The following is an 18,303-nucleotide window of genomic DNA, read 5'->3' on the forward strand; positions in this document are numbered from 1 at the left end:
GGAACCCGAAGGTTCCCGCCCCTTTCCCATGCCCGGCGGCCTCTTAGTCGATGGTCAGGCTGCGCATGACCAGGCCCGTCGCCGGCTTGGGGCCGAAGGACGTCGACTTACGGGGCATGGTGACGCCCTGCCTGGCCAGGTCCCGGACGACCTCTTCGCGTACCGGGTGCATGAGTACCGCCGTGGCGCCGAGGCGTTCGGCCTGCTCGACGGCGGCCCCAGTGTCGTGGATGTAGCCGATGTGCTCGGGGGCGTCGGGGATCCGCCAGACGTCGTCGAGCAGCGCCGAGTGGAGGACCGTCGCGTCCAGGGAGCGCCACGCCTCGGGGCGGTCCGTCCGGATCGTCCGGGCCAGCAGGGCCGCGTCCGGGCGGTCCACCAGGTGGAAGCCGCCGTCCCCGGCGAGGAGGAACGCGTTGCCCTCCGCCGCCGCTTCGGCCAGGGCGTCCAGCGCGCGGGGGAGCGGGCCCTCGACCGTACGGACCCGGAAGAGGCCCGTGAGCGCGTCCAGGGCCCGGGGCACCGGCAGGCCGCGCAGCAGGCGGTGGATCGCGCGGACCTGGAGCGGGTGGCGGGTCGTGTCGACGAGGAGGACGAGCCCGAAGTCCCAGGGGCCCGGGGCGCTCTGTTCCCGCTGGAGCCGGAGGTAGGTGGCCCACCGGTGGTGGCCGTCGGCGATCAGCGCCTGGTGGCGGGCGAGGTCCGCCTCGATCTCGGTGCGCTCGGCCGGGTCGGTGACCGCCCAGAGACGGTGGTGGAACCCGTCCTCCGTCGTGGTGGAGAGCAGCGGAGGGCGCTCGGCCACGCGCTCGATGACGGCTGCGGCACCTTCCCGGGCGCCTTCGCTGCGATAGGTCAGCAGCAGCGGTTCCAGATGGGCCTGCATCGTGCGCATCAGCTCCGCACGGTCGGCGACGACGTCGTCCATGACGTCCTCGTGCGGCAGTACGATCCCGTCGGCGGCGGAGGAGAGGGCCAGGGCCCCGATCAGGCCGCGCTGGAGGATCTCGTCGTTGCGCTGCTCGTAGACGTACAGCGCGGGCTCCGGGTCCGGGGCGATGACGCCTTCGGCCAGCCAGTGCTCCAGCGTCTTCGCCGCCTGCCGGCGCCGGTCCTCGGCGGTGTCCGCCTGGGGCAGGATGAGGCGCACGATGTTGTGCGGGTCCGCCGACTCCAGGTGGTGCAGACCGTCGGGCCTGACGACCACGTCGTACGGGGGCGAGGTCACCGCGGCCAGGCTGCCGACCCGCTCGGGGACGTAACGCAGTCCGCGGAACGGGATCAGCCGCAGCCCCTGCTCGTCGGTGCCTGAAGTGTTCATCTGAGCATCGTATGTGCGCACGGGACATGCGCGATGATCGGGGGAGAAGGACCAATGAGGAGCAGAGCCATATGAGCCAGCAGCACGACAGGTATCGGCCATCAGGGAGCAGCGCGGCGCTGAGCGAGGCGTACGACACGGCGCTCCTCGACCTGGACGGGGTGGTGTACGCGGGGGGCGAGGCGATCGTCCACGCCGTCGAGTCGCTGTCCGCCGCACGGGACGGCGGGATGCACCTCGCGTACGTCACCAACAACGCCCTGCGCACGCCGGGCGCGGTGGCGGAGCACCTGACGGAGCTCGGTGTGCCCGCCGAGGCCGCCGACGTGATCACCTCGGCCCAGGCCGTCGCCCGGCTGATGGCCGATCAGCTGCCCGCCGGCTCCCGCGTACTGGTCGTCGGTGGTGAGGGGCTGCGGGTCGCCCTGCGCGAGCGCGGGCTGGTGCCGGTGGAGTCGGCGGACGACGACCCGGTGGCCGTGGTCCAGGGGTACGGCGGGCCGGACCTGGCGTGGGGGCGGTTCGCCGAGGCGAGCTACGCCGTCGCGCGCGGGCTGCCCTGGTACGCGTCCAACACGGACCTGACCATTCCGGGCGCCCGGGGCATCGCTCCCGGCAACGGCGCGGCCGTGGAGGTCGTACGGATCGCCACCGGGGCCGAACCCCAGGTCGCGGGGAAGCCGTTGCCGCCGATGCACCGGGAGACCGTGCTGCGGACCGGGGCGCAGCGGCCGCTCGTGGTCGGGGACCGGCTCGACACGGACATCGAGGGCGCGTTCAACGGGGGCGTGGACTCGCTGCTGGTCCTGACCGGGGTGACCGACGCGGCCCGGCTGCTCGCCGCGCCCCCGCAGCACCGCCCGACCTATGTGGACCGGGACCTGCGCGGACTGCTGACCGGGCAGCCCGAGGTCACGGTGGAGGGCGATGCGGCCGACGTGTTCCGGTGCGGGGGCTGGACGGCGGCTGTACGCGGCGGTGAGGCCCTGGTCCTGGAGGGCGAGGGGGACCCGCTCGACGGGCTGCGGGCGCTGTGCGGGGCCGCGTGGACCTTCGCCGGGGGCGGGGCGTTCGGGCTGGACACGGAGAAGGCCGTCGCCGGGCTAGGCCTGTAGCTGTAGCTGTAGCTGTAGCTGTAGCTGTATGGGCATGGGCATGTGTACGGAGGCCGTGGTCGTGGCCGGCGTTCCCGAAGGTGCGTTCGGCAGGCCGGGGCGCGGGGCGGCAGGGGCAAGATAGGCTAACCTAACTTGGTGTTGGCCGGTGGTCTTTCCGGCCCCTGATCCGCCGGACACCCCCTGCCTCCGGGAGTACGACCATGCAGCGCCTCACCGCAGAATCGGTGACCCTCGGCTACGACCAGCGGATCATCGCCGAGGATCTCTCGGTCGAGATACCCGACAACTCCTTCACGGTGATCGTCGGGCCCAACGCCTGCGGCAAGTCGACGCTGCTGCGCTCGCTCGCCCGGATGCTGAAGCCCAGCCGGGGCCAGGTGCTGCTGGACGGCCAGGTCATCCACCAGCTGCCCGCGAAGAAGGTCGCCAGGACGCTGGGGCTGCTGCCGCAGTCCTCCATCGCGCCCGACGGCATCACCGTCGCCGACCTCGTCGCCCGCGGCCGCTACCCGCACCAGGGGCTGCTGCGGCAGTGGTCGCCGGAGGACGAGCGGGTGGTCCAGGAGTCGATGGAGTCGACCGGGGTGGCCGCACTGGCCGAGCGGTACGTCGACGAGCTCTCCGGCGGTCAGCGGCAGCGGGTCTGGATCGCCATGGCGCTGGCCCAGCAGACGCCCCTGCTGCTGCTCGACGAGCCGACGACGTACCTCGACATCCAGCACCAGATCGACGTCCTCGACCTCTGTGCGGAGCTGCACGAGACGCAGGGGCGCACACTGGTCGCCGTGCTCCACGACCTGAACCACGCCGCGCGGTACGCCACGCACCTCATCGCGATGCGGGACGGCGAGATCGTCGCGGAGGGGGCGCCTTCGGACGTGGTCGACGCGGAGCTGGTGCAGCGGGTGTTCGGGATGCGGTGCCAGGTGATCGATGATCCCGAGACCGGGACGCCGCTCGTCGTACCGGCGGCCCGCAAGGCGCGTCAGGCCCGCCAGGCCGTCGCCTGACGCCGGCGCGAGCGGAGTCGGCCACAGAAGGGCCCTACAGCAGCGACCGCAGCTTCAGCAGGTCCCGGAAACCGGCCTCCAGGCGAACCCGGCCCGACGCCCACGCCTTCGCGAAGTTCAGGTCGCCGTCGACCAGGGCGACCAGGTCGTCGCCCGTCATCGCCAGTCGGATCCCGGCCTTCTCGCGGGGCGGGCCCTCGACCGTGTCGTGCACCTGGATTCGGCCATCGGTCAGACGGCCGGTGAACGTGATGTCGAGGTCCGTGATGTGACAGCTCAGCGAGCGGTCCAGCGCGGCGGCGCCGCGTACGTCGCTGTCGGCCGCCGCGAGGCTGTCGGAAAGTCGTCTCAGTGCGCTGCGGCACTCCGCCATGGTCGCCATCGTGCTCGACGGTACACCGGCCCGTCGCGGTAGCGTTTCGGCATGAGCGACTGGATGCCGGAGGCGGGGGCGCCGCCCGCGAGCACGCCCGGGGAGCCGGTGACCGAGGAGCCGGACCGGCCCGGGGACGGGCCCGTGCCCGACGTGCCCTCCTTCGAGCCCGCCGGGCCCGCGCCCCTCGGGGTCGTACGCACCCCCACCGGCCGGGCCGAGGTCGATGCCCTGCTGGAGCGGCTGGCCGACGCGGACCACCTCCCGGCGGACGGGCACACCGAGGTGTACGAGGATGTACACCGGGGCCTCAAGGATGCGCTGACCTCGCTGGACGCCCGTCCGGCCGCCGCACCCGGGCCCAGGCCCGTAACCCCACCCGCGTACGACACGCACGACAACAGGAGCTGAACCGAACGTGGCAGGAGTGGCACGTCGCCGCCTCGACGCCGAGCTGGTACGCCGCAAGCTCGCCCGCTCGCGCGAGCACGCGAGTCAGCTGATCGCCGCGGGGCGGGTCACCGTCGGCCGGACGACCGCGACCAAACCCGCCACCCAGGTCGAGACGGCCGCCGCGATCCTCGTGACCAAGGACGACGACGACCCCGAGTACGTCTCGCGCGGCGGGCACAAGCTGGCCGGGGCGCTCGCCGCCTTCGTCCCGCTCGGGCTGACCGTCGAGGGGCGGCGCGCGCTGGACGCCGGGGCGTCGACCGGCGGGTTCACCGATGTCCTGCTGCGGGCCGGGGCCCGGCAGGTCGTCGCCGTCGACGTCGGGTACGGGCAGCTCGCCTGGTCGCTCCGGTCGGACGAACGCGTCACCGTCAAGGACCGTACCAACGTACGGGAGTTGACGTTGGAGGACATCGACGGGGAAGCGGCCGACCTGGTGGTGGGGGACCTGTCCTTCATTCCGCTCGGGCTGGTGCTGCCCGCCCTGGCCCGGTGCTCGGCGCCCGACGCGGACCTGGTCCTCATGGTCAAGCCGCAGTTCGAGGTGGGCAAGGAGCGGCTCGGCAGCGGCGGGGTGGTGCGCAGTGAGGAGCTGCGCGCCGAAGCGGTACGTGAAGTGGCGCGTCGGGCCTGGGGACTCGGTCTCGGCGTGCGGGGGGTGACGGCCAGTCCGTTGCCCGGACCTTCGGGGAACGTCGAATACTTTCTGTGGCTGCGGGCCGGTGCACCTGAGCTGGATCCCGCGGATGTCGACCGTGCAGTGGCGGAGGGGCCTCGTTGACGACGAATGCGGCACGAACAGTCTTCCTTTTGGCGCACACCGGCCGCCCGGCCGCGATCCGCAGCGCGGAACTCGTCGTGCAGGGCCTGCTGCGCAACGGGCTCGGCGTGCGGGTCCTGGCGACCGAGGCGGCCGATCTGCCGCTCCCGGACACCGTGGAGACGGTCACCGACACCTCGCCCGGCGCCGTGGACGGCTGCGAGCTGCTGATCGTCCTGGGGGGCGACGGGACCCTGCTGCGGGGTGCGGAGTTCTCCCGCGCCTCCGGGGTGCCGATGCTCGGCGTCAACCTCGGGCGCGTCGGCTTCCTCGCCGAGGCCGAGCGCGACGACCTCGACAAGGTGGTCTCCCGGGTCGTCACCCGCGACTACGACGTCGAGGAGCGCATGACGATCGACGTCATCGTGCACAGCAACGGTGACATCGTCCACACCGACTGGGCGCTCAACGAGGCGGCCGTGCAGAAGGTGTCGCCCGAGCGGATGCTCGAGGTCGTCCTGGAGATCGACGGGCGGCCGGTGACCGGGTTCGGCTGCGACGGGATCGTCTGCGCGACCCCCACCGGTTCGACCGCGTACGCCTTCTCGGCGGGCGGGCCCGTCGTCTGGCCGGAGGTGGAGGCGCTGCTGATGGTCCCGATCAGCGCCCACGCCCTGTTCGCCAAGCCGCTGGTGACCTCGCCCACGTCCGTCCTGGCCGTCGAGGTCCAGCCGCACACCCCGCACGGGGTGCTGTGGTGCGACGGGCGGCGGACCGTGGAGCTGCCCGCCGGTGCGCGGGTGGTGGTGCGGCGCGGTGCGGTTCCCGTACGGCTGGCGCGGCTGCATCAGGCCTCGTTCACGGACCGGCTGGTGGCGAAGTTCGCGCTGCCCGTCTCGGGGTGGCGGGGAGCCCCCCACTGACGGTCCCGGCGTTCGTGAGGACGCCTCGCGGCCCCTGCTCATACCCGGGAGAGTGAATCCGGAGGCGGGGGCCGTCGCGCGTGCGGCTCGGAACCTCGTAAGGTCGTGTCCGTGTTGGAGGAGATGCGGATACGGTCGCTCGGAGTCATCGACGACGCGGTGGTGGAGCTGTCACCCGGTTTCACCGCGGTGACGGGTGAGACCGGCGCGGGCAAGACCATGGTCGTCACGAGCCTCGGGCTGCTGCTCGGCGGGCGCGCCGACCCCGCCCTCGTACGGGTCGGGGCCAAGGCCGCGGTCGTCGAGGGGCGGATCACGGTGTCCGAGGGCGACGCGGCGGCGCTGCGGGCCGAGGAGGCCGGGGCGGAACTCGACGACGGCGCGCTGCTCATCAGCCGTACCGTTTCGGCGGAAGGACGCTCGCGGGCCCATCTCGGCGGCAGATCCGTGCCGGTGGGGGTCCTCACCGAACTCGCGGACGAGCTGGTCGCCGTGCACGGGCAGACCGACCAGCAGGGGCTGCTCAAGCCCGCCCGCCAGCGGCAGGCGCTGGACCGGTACGCCGGGGACGGCGTGGAGGCCCCGCACGCGAAGTACGCGGCGGCCTACCGGCGGCTGCGGGCCGTCACCGCGTCCCTGGACGAGCTGACCACCCGGGCCCGGGAGCGGGCCCAGGAGGCGGATCTGCTGCGCTTCGGGCTGAACGAGGTCGCCGCCGTCGAGCCGTTGCCGGGGGAGGACACCGAACTGGCCGCCGAGGCCGAACGGCTCGGGCACGCCGAGGCCCTCGCCTCCGCCGCCTCCCTCGCGCACACCGCGCTGGCGGGGAACCCCGAGGACCCGGAGGGCGTCGACGCGACGAGCGTGGTCGCCGCCGCCGGGCAGTCCCTGGAGGCGGTCCGGGCCCACGACCCGGCGCTGGCCGCGCTGGCCGACCGGATCGGGGAGATCTCCATCCTGATCGCCGACGTCTCCGGCGAGCTGGCCGGGTACGCCGACCAGCTGGAGGCCGATCCGCTGCGGCTGGCCGCCGTGGAGGAGCGGCGGGCCGCGCTCACCACCCTGACCCGCAAGTACGGCGAGGACATCGCGGCCGTGCTCGCCTGGGCCCAGGAGGGCGCGGGCCGGCTCACCGAGCTGGAGGGCGACGACGAGCGGATCGGCGAGCTGACGGCCGAGCGTGACGCGTTGCGCGCCGAACTCTCCGTGCTCGGACAGGCGTTGACCGACGCCCGTACGGAGGCCGCCGCCCGGTTCGCAGAGGCGGTGACCGAGGAGCTGGCCTCGCTGGCCATGCCGCACGCCCGGGTCTCCTTCGCCATCCGGCAGACCGAGGCGGCCGACGAGGCGTCCGGCATCGACATCGGCGGGCGGTCCGTCGTCTACGGCCCGTCCGGCGCGGACGAGGTGGAGCTGCTGCTCGCCCCGCACCCCGGGGCCCAGCCCCGGCCGATCGCCAAGGGGGCCTCGGGCGGTGAGCTGTCCCGGGTCATGCTGGCGGTCGAGGTCGTCTTCGCGGGCTCCGACCCGGTGCCCACCTACCTCTTCGACGAGGTCGACGCGGGCGTCGGCGGCAAGGCGGCGGTCGAGGTCGGGCGGCGCCTGGCCAAGCTCGCCCGCTCCGCGCAGGTGGTGGTCGTGACGCACCTGCCGCAGGTGGCGGCCTTCGCCGACCGGCAGTTGCTGGTCGAGAAGACCGTGGACGGCTCGGTGACCCGGAGCGGGGTCACGGCCCTGGAGGGCGAGGACCGGGTCCGGGAGCTGTCCCGGATGCTGGCGGGCCAGGAGGACTCCGAGACGGCCCGCGCCCACGCCGAGGAGCTGCTGGAGACGGCCCGCAAGGACGGGTAGCGCCGACGTGTCACGGGTCCGGGCGGGGGTGCCCCCGCCCGGACCCGTACGCGTATCTACGCTCCTTCCATGGGTGAGAACGTGCGCAGCGGAGCCGCCGCAGGTCCCGTCGGGGTGGGAGCGGCTGCGGGAATCGGGGCGGGAGCGGCTGAGGGAATCGCTGCGGGGGCGGTGGTGGGGATCGCTGCGGGGGTCGCCGCCGGTGTGTACGCGGTGCTGAGCCGCCGTACGGATGGAGCCTGGCTGCGGACCAACCACGTGGGCCGGACCGTCACCCTGTACGCCGGGCCCGCGGCCGTGCTCGGCTCGGCCGCCGGGATCGCCGCCGCCCCGGGACCGGCCCGGGGGCGTGCGGCCGGGGCGCTCGCGGTGCTGGCCGCCGGGGGATGCGGGGCGTACGACGACCTCGTGGGTGCGAAGGACCCGCGCCGGGGGTTCCGGGCCCACCTGGAGGCGCTGCGCGGGGGCGAGGTGACCAGCGGGGCCGTGAAGCTCTTCGGGATCGGGGCGGCGGGGGTGCTCGCGGGGCTGGTGATCGAGGAGCGTGTGGTGGACGGGGTGCTGACCGGCGTGGTGATCGCGGGCACCGCCCATCTCGTCAACCTCGTCGACGTGGGGCCGGGCGTGGCGGTCGGTTCCGTGGCGCTGCTGGGCGCGGCGGCCGGGACGCCGGGGGCCGCAGCCGCGGCCGTGCTCGCCCCCGCCGACCTGGGGGAACGCACCATGCTCGGGGACACCGGGGCCCATGGACTCGGGGCCGCGCTGGGCATCGCCCTGGCCCGGCGCGGTGGGCGTACGGGGCGTGTCGCCCTGGCTGCGGGGCTCGTCGCGGCGGCTGCGAACGGGGACCGGATCAGCGGAGTCGCCCGACGCGCCTCGAAGGTACTCAGGCGCGTGGCGGGAGCCGCGGGGGCGTAGAAGCCGCGGTGGCTCGAGCGGGCCGAGCGGGACCGCCGTGGGGAGCTGAGCGTGAGCGCCGGGGACGTGGCGTTGAGCGGTGGCGTCGGGGGTGTGGGGGCGCGGGGGCGTCGGAGCGCGGGGCGCGGGGGGCGGAAGCGTGGCGTCGAGTGTGGGTGCAGGGCGGGGGCGTCGTCCGGGGAGCCGGGTGTGGGCGCTGCTCGGGGGCGTCGTCCGGAGGAGCCAGGTGTGGGTGTTGAGCGTGGGCGCTGTCCGGGGGCGTCGAGCATGGGTGGTGGGCGGGCGTGAGCGTCGACGGTGGTGGGCGTGGGAGTCGACGGTGGTGGGCGTGAGGGTGAGCGCCGACCGTGGCACCTTCGCGCCTCGGATTCACCCGTGAGAGTGGTGCCGTGTGGCTGGTTGTCGCCGCGTGTCCGGCAGCAACGTTCCGCCAGTCCCGGAACGCGCGTACGGACTGGCATCCTTGGCGCTGTACTTACCGCCGACTCGGGGACCCCGGGGAGCCAATCACGTGTCACAGCTGCGTACGGTCCAAGTCCTGGGCGGCGGCAGTGCGGGCAGCAGCGCGCACGTCGGTTCGCTCGCCGCGGGGCTGGTGGCGCGCGGGGTGCAGGTCACCGTCTGCGCGCCGGCCGCGGTGGACCACGCCTACGACTTCACGGCGACCGGGGCCCACTTCCTTCCGGTCCCCCGGCGCAGCGACCCGGCCGCCGTCGCCGCGCTGCGCGCCGCCTGCACGGGGGCCGACGTGGTCCACGCGCACGGGCTGCACGCCGCCTCCCGTACCGCCTTCGCCCTGAGCGGGCGTACCGTGCCGCTGGTGCTGACCTGGCACTCCCGCCGGTACGCCGAGGGCGCCCGCCGGCAGATCCTGCACCTGCTGGAGCGAAGAGCCGTGCGGGCGGCGGCGGTTGTCCTGGCTCCCACGTCCGACCTGGTGGACCGGGCGCGCTCCCGAGGGGCCCGTGACGCGCGGCTCGCCCCGGTCGCCGCCCCGGCCCCGCGAGCGGCGGACACCCTGTACGACGGCAAGGTTCGGGCCGAACTGGGGGCGGTCGAGCGGCCGTTGCTGATCGCCGCCGGCAGCCTCGCGCCGCACCACGGCTTCGACGCCCTGTTGGACGCGGCCCGCGTCTGGCGCGGACTCGACCCCGCACCCCTGCTCGTCATCGCGGGCGAGGGACGTGACCGGGCCGCCCTGCAACAGCGCGTCCGGGACGAGGAGTTGCCCGTCCGGCTGATCGGGTGCCCGGACGACGTCTGCGAGCTGACCGCCGCCGCCGACCTGGCCGTGCTGCCCGGCCGCTGGGAGGGCCGCTCCCCGCTGGCGCAGGAGGCGCTGCGGCTGGGGGTGCCGCTGGTGGCGACCGAGGTGGGCGGCGTGCCCGAACTGGTCGGTGAGGCCGCCGAACTGGTGCCGTTCGGCAACGCGGAGGCGCTCGCCCGTACGGTCGCCCGGCTGCTGGGGGACCCGGAGCGGTGCGCGCGGCTGGCCGAGGCCGGGCGGGAGCAGGCGGCGAGATGGCCCACCGAGGACGACACCATCGCCCATGTGCTCAGCGTGTATGACGAGTTGGCGCAGCCGGTGGCGCCGGTGCGCGGTCGCTGAAGGGGCTGCTTCGAGAGCCGCCGCTCAGGTCGTGTGGCGGCGGGCCCGTAGCGCCAGGCTGAGGGCCAGGACCGTCTGCGGGTCGTCCAGGTCGGTGCCCAGCAGCTCGCCGATCCGGGCGAGCCGGTTGTAGAGCGTCTGGCGGTTGAGGTGCAGCTCGCGGGCGGTCTCCGCCTTGCGGCCCGCGTGCGCCAGATACGCCTGGAGCGTCGGCAGCAGCGGCGGGCGCGAGGTGCGGTCGTGCTCGCGCAGCGGACCGATCGCCCGGTCCACGAACGCCCCCAGGTCCGGATGGTCCCGCAGCCGCCACAGCAGCAGGTCGATGTCGAGCCGCCGGGCGTCGAACCAGGGCCGGTCGTCCAGCCCCTGCGCGGCCGTCGCCGCCTCCGAGGCGTGCCGCAGCCCCGCGCCCGCCGCCGCCCAGCCGCCCGCGACGCCGACCACGATCACCGGCGGCCGCGATCCGGCGCGGTCGAGGCCGGCCCGCGCCACGCCCGCCCGCAGCGCCGCCGCCACCCGGTCCGCGACCGCCGTGCGCTCGCCTTCCGAGCGCAGCCCGAGCAGCAGCGGAACCCGCCCCTCCACGGGCCGTACGCCCAGCAGCACCGGTACGCCGACCGGGGCCAGCTCCTCCAGGACCGCGCGGGCCAGCAGCGCCCAGTTGCCCGAGGGGGACAGCTCGGGAGCCGGCCGCATCACGACCGGGAGCAGCGGGGCGTCCCCGGGCCGGAAGCCAAGCACCCGGGCCTGGGCCGGGGCGTCCTGCGGCGTGATCCGGCCCTCGGCCAGGTCGGTGAGGAAGTCCCCCCGGCCCCGGGCCGCCAGCTCCTCCTCCTGCCGGGCCTGCATCAGCACGACCGCGAGGAGGCCCGCCGCCCGCTCGGCCGCCATCCGGTGCACGGTCGCCAGCGGTCCGCAGACGGCGAGCAGCACCAGCCGGGCCCGTACGGCACCGGTGTCCGGACCGCCGCCCTCCACGTCCACCAGGACCGCGCCCACCGGCGGGGACTCCCGGGCCGCCCGGTCGCCGCGCATGCCCTCCCAGACCTGGAGCGGGTCCGCGCCCACCGGACCCGTGCCGGTGGGCGCCGCGTACAGGAGCTGCCCGTCCGGCGTCTCCAGGAAGACCGGGTTGGCGGTGAAGTCGGCAAGGACGCCGAGGAGTTGCGCCACCCCGCCGCCGTCGAGCAGCGCCCGGGTGGCGCGCCGGTGCACCTCCTCCGCCTGCTGGAGCAGGGCGTAGTGCCCGTTGACGATCTCGGTGTGCACCTCCTCGGTCACCGCGACGAACGGCACCTCGCGGTGGAGCTGCACCAGCGGCAGCCCGGCCGTGCGGGCCGCTTCCACGACGGAGGAGGGCAGCCTGCTGAAGCGCGACCCGAGCTCCACGACCAGGGCGGCGATCTGCCGGTCGGCGAGGCGGCGGACGAACGCGCGCTGCTCGGCGGGGCGGGTGCCCAGGCCCAGCCCGGTGGTGAGGAGCAGTTCGCCGCCCTTGAGGAGGGAGGCGATGTGGGGGACCTCGCCGGCGTGCACCCAGCGCACCGTACGGTTCAGCCGGTCCGCGCAGGCCACCACCTCCGGGAGCCCCGCGCGCAGCCCTGGCAGCTCCAGCGCCCGCCGCACGGTGATTCCGCTGTGGCTCTCCACGTACCCGGCCCGCTTTCCCCGTGTTCCGCACCCGTACCCCGGGCGGTCGTCCTGTTCAGGACGCTACCGCTCGGGGCACGGGATGCGCAGGGCGGAGGAGGCACGAAGAACCGTGCTCGGGCCGTGGTGGAGGCGTCAGGCCGCCGTGGAAGCTCCGGACGGGATGCCGAAGGACGGGTCGGGGACCTCCTGCGGGGAGATCAGCGTGGAGGAGCGGCCGTCGACGCCCACCGGCACCTCCCCGTCGATGGTGACGCGGCGGAGCTTGCGCTCGTGGGCGTCGGAGTCGTCCACGCCGTAGTGCTGGGTGGCGCGGTTGTCCCAGATCGCGACGTCGCCCACCTGCCACTGCCAGCGCACGGTGTTCTCGGGGCGCTCGATGTGCGACTGGAACAGATCCAGGAGCGTACGGGAGTCCTTGCCGGTCAGCCCGGCGATCCGCTGCACGAAGTTGCCCAGCAGCAGGGTGCGCTCACCGGTCTCGGGATGGACGCGCACCACCGGGTGCTCGGTGAGGAACTTCGTCGAGGTGAACACCTCCTTGTACTGCTTCAGCGCCTCGGGCAGGGCCTGCGGGCGCAGCGCGGCGTAGTCGTAGTCGTTGGAGTGGACCGCGCGCAGGGAGTCGGCCAGGACCCGCAGCGGCTCGGGGAGCCCGTCGTACGCGGTGGCGGTGTTGGCCCACAGGGTGTTGCCGCCGTACGGCGGGATGACGACGGCGCGCAGGACGGAGAAGGCCGGGTAGGCGGGGACGAAGGTGACGTCGGTGTGCCACTGGTTGGCCCGGCCGCCGTGGTCGGAGTCGATGCCGAGGGAGTAACGGCCGTCGGCGGACGGCACGGTGGGGTGGGCGACCGGCGTGCCGAGCAGTTTGCCGAACGCCTCGTGGCTCTCCTCGTCCAGGTGGTCCTGGCCGCGGAAGAAGACGACCTTGTTGGCGAGGAGCGCCGCCCGGATACCGGCGACGGTCTCGGGGGAGAGGTCCCCGCCGAGGCGGACGCCGGAGATGACGGCGCCGAGCCGGCCGCCGAGCTTCTGGACGGTGAGGGTGGAGGTGCCGGCGGGGGCGGTGGTTGCCGAGGACATGGTGAGTTCCTTTCAGGGCCTTCGAGGGCCTTCGGGCCCAGGCCATCCATTGATTAATCTTGGAGAGAAATTAATTAGGGCGAGTGGCGGCCCCCGCTGGGGAAGCAGGGGTGAAGCGGGGGCCGGTGGAGAGGGGGAGGAAGGAGAGAAGGGAGAGAAGGGAGAGAAGGGAGGAGGGGGAGGTGCCGGAGCCACGCAGCGCGGTGCATCGTGGCGCAGTGCCGTGCGATGCCATGCCCTGCGATGCCGTGCCCTGCGACGCAGTGCCGTGCGACGCAGTGCCGTGCGACGCAGTGCCGTGCGGTGCGATGCAGGGCCGTGCAGGGCCGTGCGCTGCGGTGCGTGTGATGCTGCGGTACGAGGTCCGGGGCCTGCGCGGCCGGAGAGGCGACCGGTCAGGCGGCGGTACAGCGGCGGGGACACCCGGGCGCTGTTGCGGTGCGGCCGGCGTGAGCGGGCCGCGCGTCGGAAACGGCCGTCGCGAACATGTCCCGGAGAATTCCAGCGCCCCTCGCCGTACGTCAAGTGGCCGTCCCCGCCCCGGAAGGTGCCCGACGGTGGTTGAATCGGCGCTTGCGCACGGCCCGGCCACTGTCCGCCGACGCACCGTCAGTACGCCTCTGAGCAGCAGTTTTCCCTGCGAACCCGGACAGGCCGGCCACCCCGCCCGGCGGCCCGGCGCGGGCCCCGGCGCGGGCCCCGGCGCGATTTCACGCCGCCGTAACGTTGCGAGTGCCCCCGTGGCGCAGGACCGAAGGAAGGCCCCATGACTGCCGCCCCCCAGCTCCCCCGGACGACCGAACGGCTCCCCCGGACGGCCGATGGCGGGCCGCCCCGCGCGACCGGGGACGGCCGACGCGAGGCCAACGCGGCGACGGTGCTGCGCGCGGTGCTCGACCACGGGCCCGTCGCCCGCAGGTCGATCGCCCAGCTCTCCGGACTCAGCCCCGCCGCCGTATCGCGCCAGTGCGTCGACCTCGTCCGCCTCGGCCTCGTCCGGGAGCTGCCCGAACGGGTGGAGAGCAGTGGTGTCGGCAGACCCCAGATCCCGGTCGACCTGCACACCGGGGAGAGCGGTGGTCCGGTGGCCGGCGGGGTCCACATCGGGGTGCCCTGGTCGACGTTCGGCCTGCTGGACCTGCGCGGCCGGCTGCTGGCCCGCCGCACCTTCCCGCACGAGGGCATCGCCCCCGGGGACCTCTCGCGCGAAGTCGTCGCCGGGCTGCGCGACTTCCTCGCCGACACCACCGGGGACCGCCACCTCCTGGGGGTCGGCGCCGCGCTCGGCGGGTGGGTGGACCCCGCGCTGGGGACGGCGGTGCGGCACGACACGCTCGGCTGGCACCAGCGGCCGCTCGCCGCCGAACTCTCCCGAGGCCTGGGCGGAATCGACGTACGCATCGACAACCACGCCCGCGCCATCGCCCAGTCCGAGATCCTCTTCGGCCGGCCCGCCGCCCGCCGCAGCCTGGTCCATCTCTTCATCGGCAACGTGGTCGACGCGGCGCTGGGCATCGCCGGGGTGGTCCACCAGGGGCCGGGTTCCGGCGCGGGGGACGTCGCCCACCTGCCCGTACCGGACTCCACGGTCGCCTGCCCCTGCGGGCGGACCGGCTGCCTGGAGGCGACGGCCTCCAATCTGGCTGTCGCCCGGACCGCGGTGCGGCGCGGGATCGTGCCCGAGGCCGATGTGTTCCTGCTGGTGGACGCGGCGGCGGCGGGGGACCGGCGGGCGGACCGGCTGCTGCGCGAGCGGGCCCGCGCGGTCGGCCGGGCGACCGCCCTGCTGCTGGACGTCCTCAACCCCGACCTGGTCGTGGTCACCGAGCACTCCAGCCTGCTCAACCCGGAGTACCTGGAGGAGATCAGGGGCGCGGCGGTCGATCTCTCCCATGTCTGCGGGGACCCCGAACGGATCGTCGGTCCGCATGCCGGAATGACCGTCCTGCCCGTCGCCGGGGGCACGATCGCGTTGAATCCCCTGTTCAGGAGCCCTTTGGCGGCCTCGCAGCGGTAGCCGCGCGAAGGGGGCAGGAGGTGATTTCGTACCAAGATCCGGACAGACCAGGTTGACCGCCCGGCGAAGCCACTGTCATATTGCTCCCGTGAACCCGGACATGCGCCTCGTCTCCCGCAGGCACGTCGACCTCTGTCGACAGGCCAGCGCGGTCTGTGCCGTCCGCGTCTGACCCGGCCCCCTCCGCGCTCCACGGACTCGTTCCACGGAGCTGTTCCACGGACCCGGACCGGTGCCGGCGCCGCCCCTGAGCGGCGCTGATCCCGAGCGCTGCTCCCTGTGTTACTTCCTCCCGTACGCCATGGGCGGCCCGCCGCGGTCGGCCGCACCGGCTCCCGTACGGCCTGGCTCCCGTACGACCTGACCCAGTGGGACCGTGCGCCGGTGACGTCTGCGCCCCTGTCTCCGTTCAATTGCTCCCGCAGCGGAATCAATTAGCGCGTCGTCTGCTTCACCCGCGCCCGGTCCAGCCCCGCCCGGCGCCGGCCCCGTCTCACCCCAACCCGCCCCCATCCCACCGCCCCTCACTGTCACAGGCAGGCTTCGATGACCGAGCTGTACCCCTCCCCGTCCCCGTCCACCGGACTCTCCCGGCGCTCCACCCTGCTCGCCGGCGGCGGCAGCGCCCTGCTGCTCGGACTGGGCCTGACGGGCTGCCGCTCGGCGGTCTCCGAGAGCTCGTCCGCTCCGCAGGAGACCGGGGGCAAGCCCCGGCGCGGCGGCACCCTCCACCTCGCCGTCAACGCCGACTTCGTCCCCGCCCTGCTCTTCGCGCAGAGCGGGCAGTCCCTCCAGCAGCGGCTGATCTACAACACCCTGACCCGGTACGACGACGACCTCACCCCGAAGCCGGAGCTCGCCTCCTCCTGGACGTACGCGAAGGACGGGCGCAGCATCACGCTGAAACTGCGCGACGACGTCACCTTCCACGACGGCCGTCCCTTCACGGCGGACGACGTGATCTTCGCCGTGAAGAACCTCCAGAACCCCGTCAGAGCAGCCCAGTTGCGCAGTACGGCGGCCACGGTCAACGGGTTCGAGAAGCGCGGCGACCACGAGCTGGTGCTCAAGCTCGCCCACCCGGTGAACAACCTCTTCGACCTCTTCGAGTTCATGATCATCACCGATGAGAAGACCGTCGAGGACGCCGTCACCGGCAAGAAGCTCATCGGCACCGGACCGTTCAGGCTCAAGAAGTGGAGCCCCGGCTCCGGTCTGAGCCTGACCCGCAACGACGGCTACTGGCTGCCGGACCGCCCCTACCTCGACGGCGTCGAACTGCGGGTGATACCCCAGGCCGACGCGCTGATCTCGTCCCTGCGCTCCGGCCAGTCCCAGCTCTCCTTCCACGTACCCGGCAAGAGCCTGGGCGTCGTCAAGAGCGACCCCAGGCTGGAGATCACCAACTACGACACCGGGGCCGGCGCCGCCTACCTCGGCGTCAACACCACCGTCGCCCCGCTGAACGACAGGACCGTCCGACAGGCCCTGGCCTGGGCCGTCGACCGCGAGCGGCTCCTCGCGCAGACCCTCGGCGGTTACGGGATCGCCTCCGCCGCCCCGTGGCCCAAGTCCTCGCCCGCCTTCAGCGAGGCCCACCGCACCCACTACACCCACGACCCCGGCAAGGCCCGGGAGCTGCTGAGGTCCGCCGGGCACAGCAAGCTCGAACTGCCCCTGCTGCACATCGCGCTGCCGAGCGAGACCGCCGTCGCCGAATCCATCCAGTACGACCTCAAGCAGATCGGCGTCCACGTCACGCTGGAGCCCACCGACGGGGCCACCGCGCAGAAGAAGCTGATCTCGCAGCAGATGCCGGCGCTGTGGTCCATGGGCCATGGCTTCGCCCAGGTCCAGCCCTCCACGCTCGCGGTGAGCGCGTACCCGTTCAACGAGGCCAAGAACACCTCCAAGTACAGCTCCGCCGCCTACACGAAGGTCGTCCAGGAGGCCTGGACGAAGCCGGAGACGAGCACGGCCGCGGCCAACGCCCTGCACGAGAAGATCTCCGGGATCCTGCTCGACGAGGCGTTCATCATCGACCTCGTCGTACGCGGCCAGGTCCAGGTCAACGCCGACCGGCTGCACGGCGTCGCCCTGAACAAGTTCTCGTATCTCAACCTCGACGACGCCTACCTGGTGTGACATGCGCGGCTACCTGCTGAGGCGGCTGCCCTCCGCCCTCCTCGTCCTCCTCGGGGCCTCGTTCCTGATCTTCACCATCCTGCGGCTCGTCCCCGGCGACCCGGCGACCTCGCTGGCCGGGCCCGACGCGGACGCGGCGACCGTCGCCGCGATCCGCGAACGGCTCGGCCTGGACGCGCCGTTGCTCTCCCAGTACGCGCACTGGATCGGCTCCCTGGTCACCGGCGACCTCGGACCCTCGTACGCGATCGGCGGCCAGGTCTCCGACCTGATCGGGGACGGGCTCGGCGCCACCGCCGAACTCACCGTGGCCGCCCTGCTCTTCGTCATCGTGCTCGGTACGGCCTTCGGCATCCTCGGCGCCACCTCCCGCAGCGGCTGGATCCGCAGCGCGATCCGGGTGACGACGACCGCCGCCCTCGCCGTGCCGCCCTTCGTCAGCGGCGTCCTGCTGGTGCTGCTGTTCGCCGTGGTCCTCGGCGTGCTGCCGCCGGGCGGGCGGGTGTCGTTCCTCGGCGCCCCCGACCTGGCCGCGCAGTACCTGCTGCTGCCCGCGCTCTGCCTCGCCCTCCCGAGCGCCGCCGTCCTCGGCCGCTACCTCAAGGACGGGATCGAACGCGCGCTGGCGGAGGACTACATCCGCACCGCCACCGCCGCCGGAGTGGCACCCCGCCGGCTGCTGTGGCGCCACGCCCTGCCCAACGCCCTCCCGCCCGTCGTCACCCTGCTCGGCATGCAGACCGGGCACCTCCTCGGCGGGGCCGTACTCGTCGAGGCGATCTTCGCCTGGCCGGGCCTCGGCCAGCTCGCCGAACAGGGCCTCAGCCGCCGCGACTACCCGGTCGTCCAGGACCTGCTGCTCCTCCTGGTCGCCGTCTTCGTCGTCGTCCAGCTGCTCACCGACCTCGTCTACGCCTGGCTCGACCCCCGGATCAGGTGGGAGTGACCGCCATGACCTCGACCCCCGACCGCACCCCGGCCGGCCCGCCGGCCTCCGGCCGCACCCCGGCCGGCCCGCCGGCCCCCGGCCGCACCCCGGCCGGGCCGCCGGCCCCCGGCCCCGCCCCGG

At 73.8% G+C, this 18,303-nt stretch carries 16 protein-coding genes; 12 read left to right on the top strand and 4 right to left on the bottom strand.

The genetic code is table 11. The features are described from left to right. Positions 1-43: 43 nt before the first annotated feature. Positions 44-1,321: a DUF1015 domain-containing protein gene (locus tag AB0917_RS27620; protein ID WP_366822391.1), complete on the bottom strand. Its 1,278-nt coding sequence runs from the start codon at positions 1,319-1,321 to the stop codon at positions 44-46. A gap of 71 nt (positions 1,322-1,392) precedes the next feature. Here AB0917_RS27620 and AB0917_RS27625 point away from each other — a divergent pair, with 71 nt between their 5' ends. Then, positions 1,393-2,436: an HAD-IIA family hydrolase gene (locus AB0917_RS27625; RefSeq protein WP_366822392.1), complete on the top strand. Its 1,044-nt coding sequence runs from the start codon at positions 1,393-1,395 to the stop codon at positions 2,434-2,436. Positions 2,437-2,639: 203 nt separating this feature from the next. Beyond that, positions 2,640-3,449: an ABC transporter ATP-binding protein gene (locus tag AB0917_RS27630; protein WP_366822393.1), complete on the top strand. Its 810-nt coding sequence runs from the start codon at positions 2,640-2,642 to the stop codon at positions 3,447-3,449. 34 nt (positions 3,450-3,483) lie between these two features. Here AB0917_RS27630 and AB0917_RS27635 read toward each other — a convergent pair whose 3' ends face one another. After that, positions 3,484-3,831, bottom strand: a complete 348-nt coding sequence (locus AB0917_RS27635) for an SCP2 sterol-binding domain-containing protein (RefSeq protein WP_366822394.1) — start codon at positions 3,829-3,831, stop codon at positions 3,484-3,486. 42 nt (positions 3,832-3,873) lie between these two features. Between AB0917_RS27635 and AB0917_RS27640 the strand changes: the two genes are divergently transcribed. From AB0917_RS27640 to AB0917_RS27665, 6 genes are all read left to right on the top strand, one after another. After that, positions 3,874-4,233 carry a hypothetical protein gene (locus tag AB0917_RS27640; protein WP_366822395.1) on the top strand — a complete coding sequence of 120 codons (360 nt, stop codon included), beginning with the start codon at positions 3,874-3,876 and terminating at the stop codon, positions 4,231-4,233. 7 nt (positions 4,234-4,240) lie between these two features. Beyond that, entirely contained in the window at positions 4,241-5,056 is an 816-nt protein-coding gene (locus AB0917_RS27645; protein WP_366822396.1) for a TlyA family RNA methyltransferase, read from the top strand. Further along, positions 5,053-5,958, top strand: coding sequence for an NAD kinase (locus AB0917_RS27650; protein WP_366822397.1), 906 nt, complete (start codon positions 5,053-5,055; stop codon positions 5,956-5,958). Before AB0917_RS27645 ends, AB0917_RS27650 begins: the two co-directional genes overlap by 4 nt. Positions 5,959-6,063: 105 nt before the next feature. Further along, entirely contained in the window at positions 6,064-7,809 is a 1,746-nt protein-coding gene (gene recN, locus AB0917_RS27655; protein WP_366822398.1) for a DNA repair protein RecN, read from the top strand. 69 nt (positions 7,810-7,878) lie between these two features. Beyond that, positions 7,879-8,727, top strand: coding sequence for a hypothetical protein (locus tag AB0917_RS27660; RefSeq protein ID WP_366822399.1), 849 nt, complete (start codon positions 7,879-7,881; stop codon positions 8,725-8,727). 511 nt (positions 8,728-9,238) lie between these two features. Further along, positions 9,239-10,336, top strand: a complete 1,098-nt coding sequence (locus AB0917_RS27665) for a glycosyltransferase family 4 protein (protein ID WP_366822400.1) — start codon at positions 9,239-9,241, stop codon at positions 10,334-10,336. A gap of 24 nt (positions 10,337-10,360) precedes the next feature. On the opposite strand, the gene AB0917_RS27670 is transcribed toward AB0917_RS27665, so the two are convergent. Together AB0917_RS27670 and AB0917_RS27675 are read right to left on the bottom strand one after the other, a co-directional pair. Further along, positions 10,361-11,986 carry a PucR family transcriptional regulator gene (locus AB0917_RS27670; protein ID WP_366822401.1) on the bottom strand — a complete coding sequence of 542 codons (1,626 nt, stop codon included), beginning with the start codon at positions 11,984-11,986 and terminating at the stop codon, positions 10,361-10,363. 135 nt (positions 11,987-12,121) lie between these two features. Further along, positions 12,122-13,072, bottom strand: coding sequence for a TauD/TfdA family dioxygenase (locus AB0917_RS27675; RefSeq protein WP_366822402.1), 951 nt, complete (start codon positions 13,070-13,072; stop codon positions 12,122-12,124). Between the two features lie 766 nt (positions 13,073-13,838). Here AB0917_RS27675 and AB0917_RS27680 point away from each other — a divergent pair. From AB0917_RS27680 to AB0917_RS27695, 4 genes are all read left to right on the top strand, one after another. Then, positions 13,839-15,089 (top strand): ROK family transcriptional regulator, encoded by a 1,251-nt coding sequence (locus AB0917_RS27680; protein WP_366822403.1) that lies wholly within the window; start codon positions 13,839-13,841, stop codon positions 15,087-15,089. A gap of 100 nt (positions 15,090-15,189) precedes the next feature. Continuing rightward, positions 15,190-15,261, top strand: a complete 72-nt coding sequence (locus tag AB0917_RS27685; protein ID WP_326674653.1) for a putative leader peptide — start codon at positions 15,190-15,192, stop codon at positions 15,259-15,261. A gap of 374 nt (positions 15,262-15,635) precedes the next feature. Further along, complete coding sequence (locus AB0917_RS27690) at positions 15,636-17,234, top strand: ABC transporter substrate-binding protein (RefSeq protein ID WP_366822404.1); 1,599 nt, start codon at positions 15,636-15,638, stop codon at positions 17,232-17,234. Between the two features lies 1 nt (position 17,235). Beyond that, a complete protein-coding gene (locus tag AB0917_RS27695; protein ID WP_366822405.1) occupies positions 17,236-18,180 on the top strand; it encodes an ABC transporter permease in 945 nt (314 codons plus the stop codon). Positions 18,181-18,303 lie beyond the last annotated feature (123 nt).

The sequence above is a fragment of the Streptomyces sp. NPDC007346 genome (assembly GCF_040703535.1).
In the GTDB taxonomy this organism is placed as follows: Bacteria; Actinomycetota; Actinomycetes; order Streptomycetales; family Streptomycetaceae; genus Streptomyces.

Coding starts and splice junctions, on each gene's coding strand:
- AB0917_RS27620 (WP_366822391.1), bottom strand. CDS start 1,321: ATGAACACTTCAGGCACCGACGAGCAGGGGCTGCGGCTGATCCCGTTC.
- AB0917_RS27625 (WP_366822392.1), top strand. CDS start 1,393: ATGAGCCAGCAGCACGACAGGTATCGGCCATCAGGGAGCAGCGCGGCG.
- AB0917_RS27630 (WP_366822393.1), top strand. CDS start 2,640: ATGCAGCGCCTCACCGCAGAATCGGTGACCCTCGGCTACGACCAGCGG.
- AB0917_RS27635 (WP_366822394.1), bottom strand. CDS start 3,831: ATGGCGACCATGGCGGAGTGCCGCAGCGCACTGAGACGACTTTCCGAC.
- AB0917_RS27640 (WP_366822395.1), top strand. CDS start 3,874: ATGAGCGACTGGATGCCGGAGGCGGGGGCGCCGCCCGCGAGCACGCCC.
- AB0917_RS27660 (WP_366822399.1), top strand. CDS start 7,879: ATGGGTGAGAACGTGCGCAGCGGAGCCGCCGCAGGTCCCGTCGGGGTG.
- AB0917_RS27675 (WP_366822402.1), bottom strand. CDS start 13,072: ATGTCCTCGGCAACCACCGCCCCCGCCGGCACCTCCACCCTCACCGTC.
- AB0917_RS27680 (WP_366822403.1), top strand. CDS start 13,839: ATGACTGCCGCCCCCCAGCTCCCCCGGACGACCGAACGGCTCCCCCGG.
- AB0917_RS27690 (WP_366822404.1), top strand. CDS start 15,636: ATGACCGAGCTGTACCCCTCCCCGTCCCCGTCCACCGGACTCTCCCGG.
- AB0917_RS27695 (WP_366822405.1), top strand. CDS start 17,236: ATGCGCGGCTACCTGCTGAGGCGGCTGCCCTCCGCCCTCCTCGTCCTC.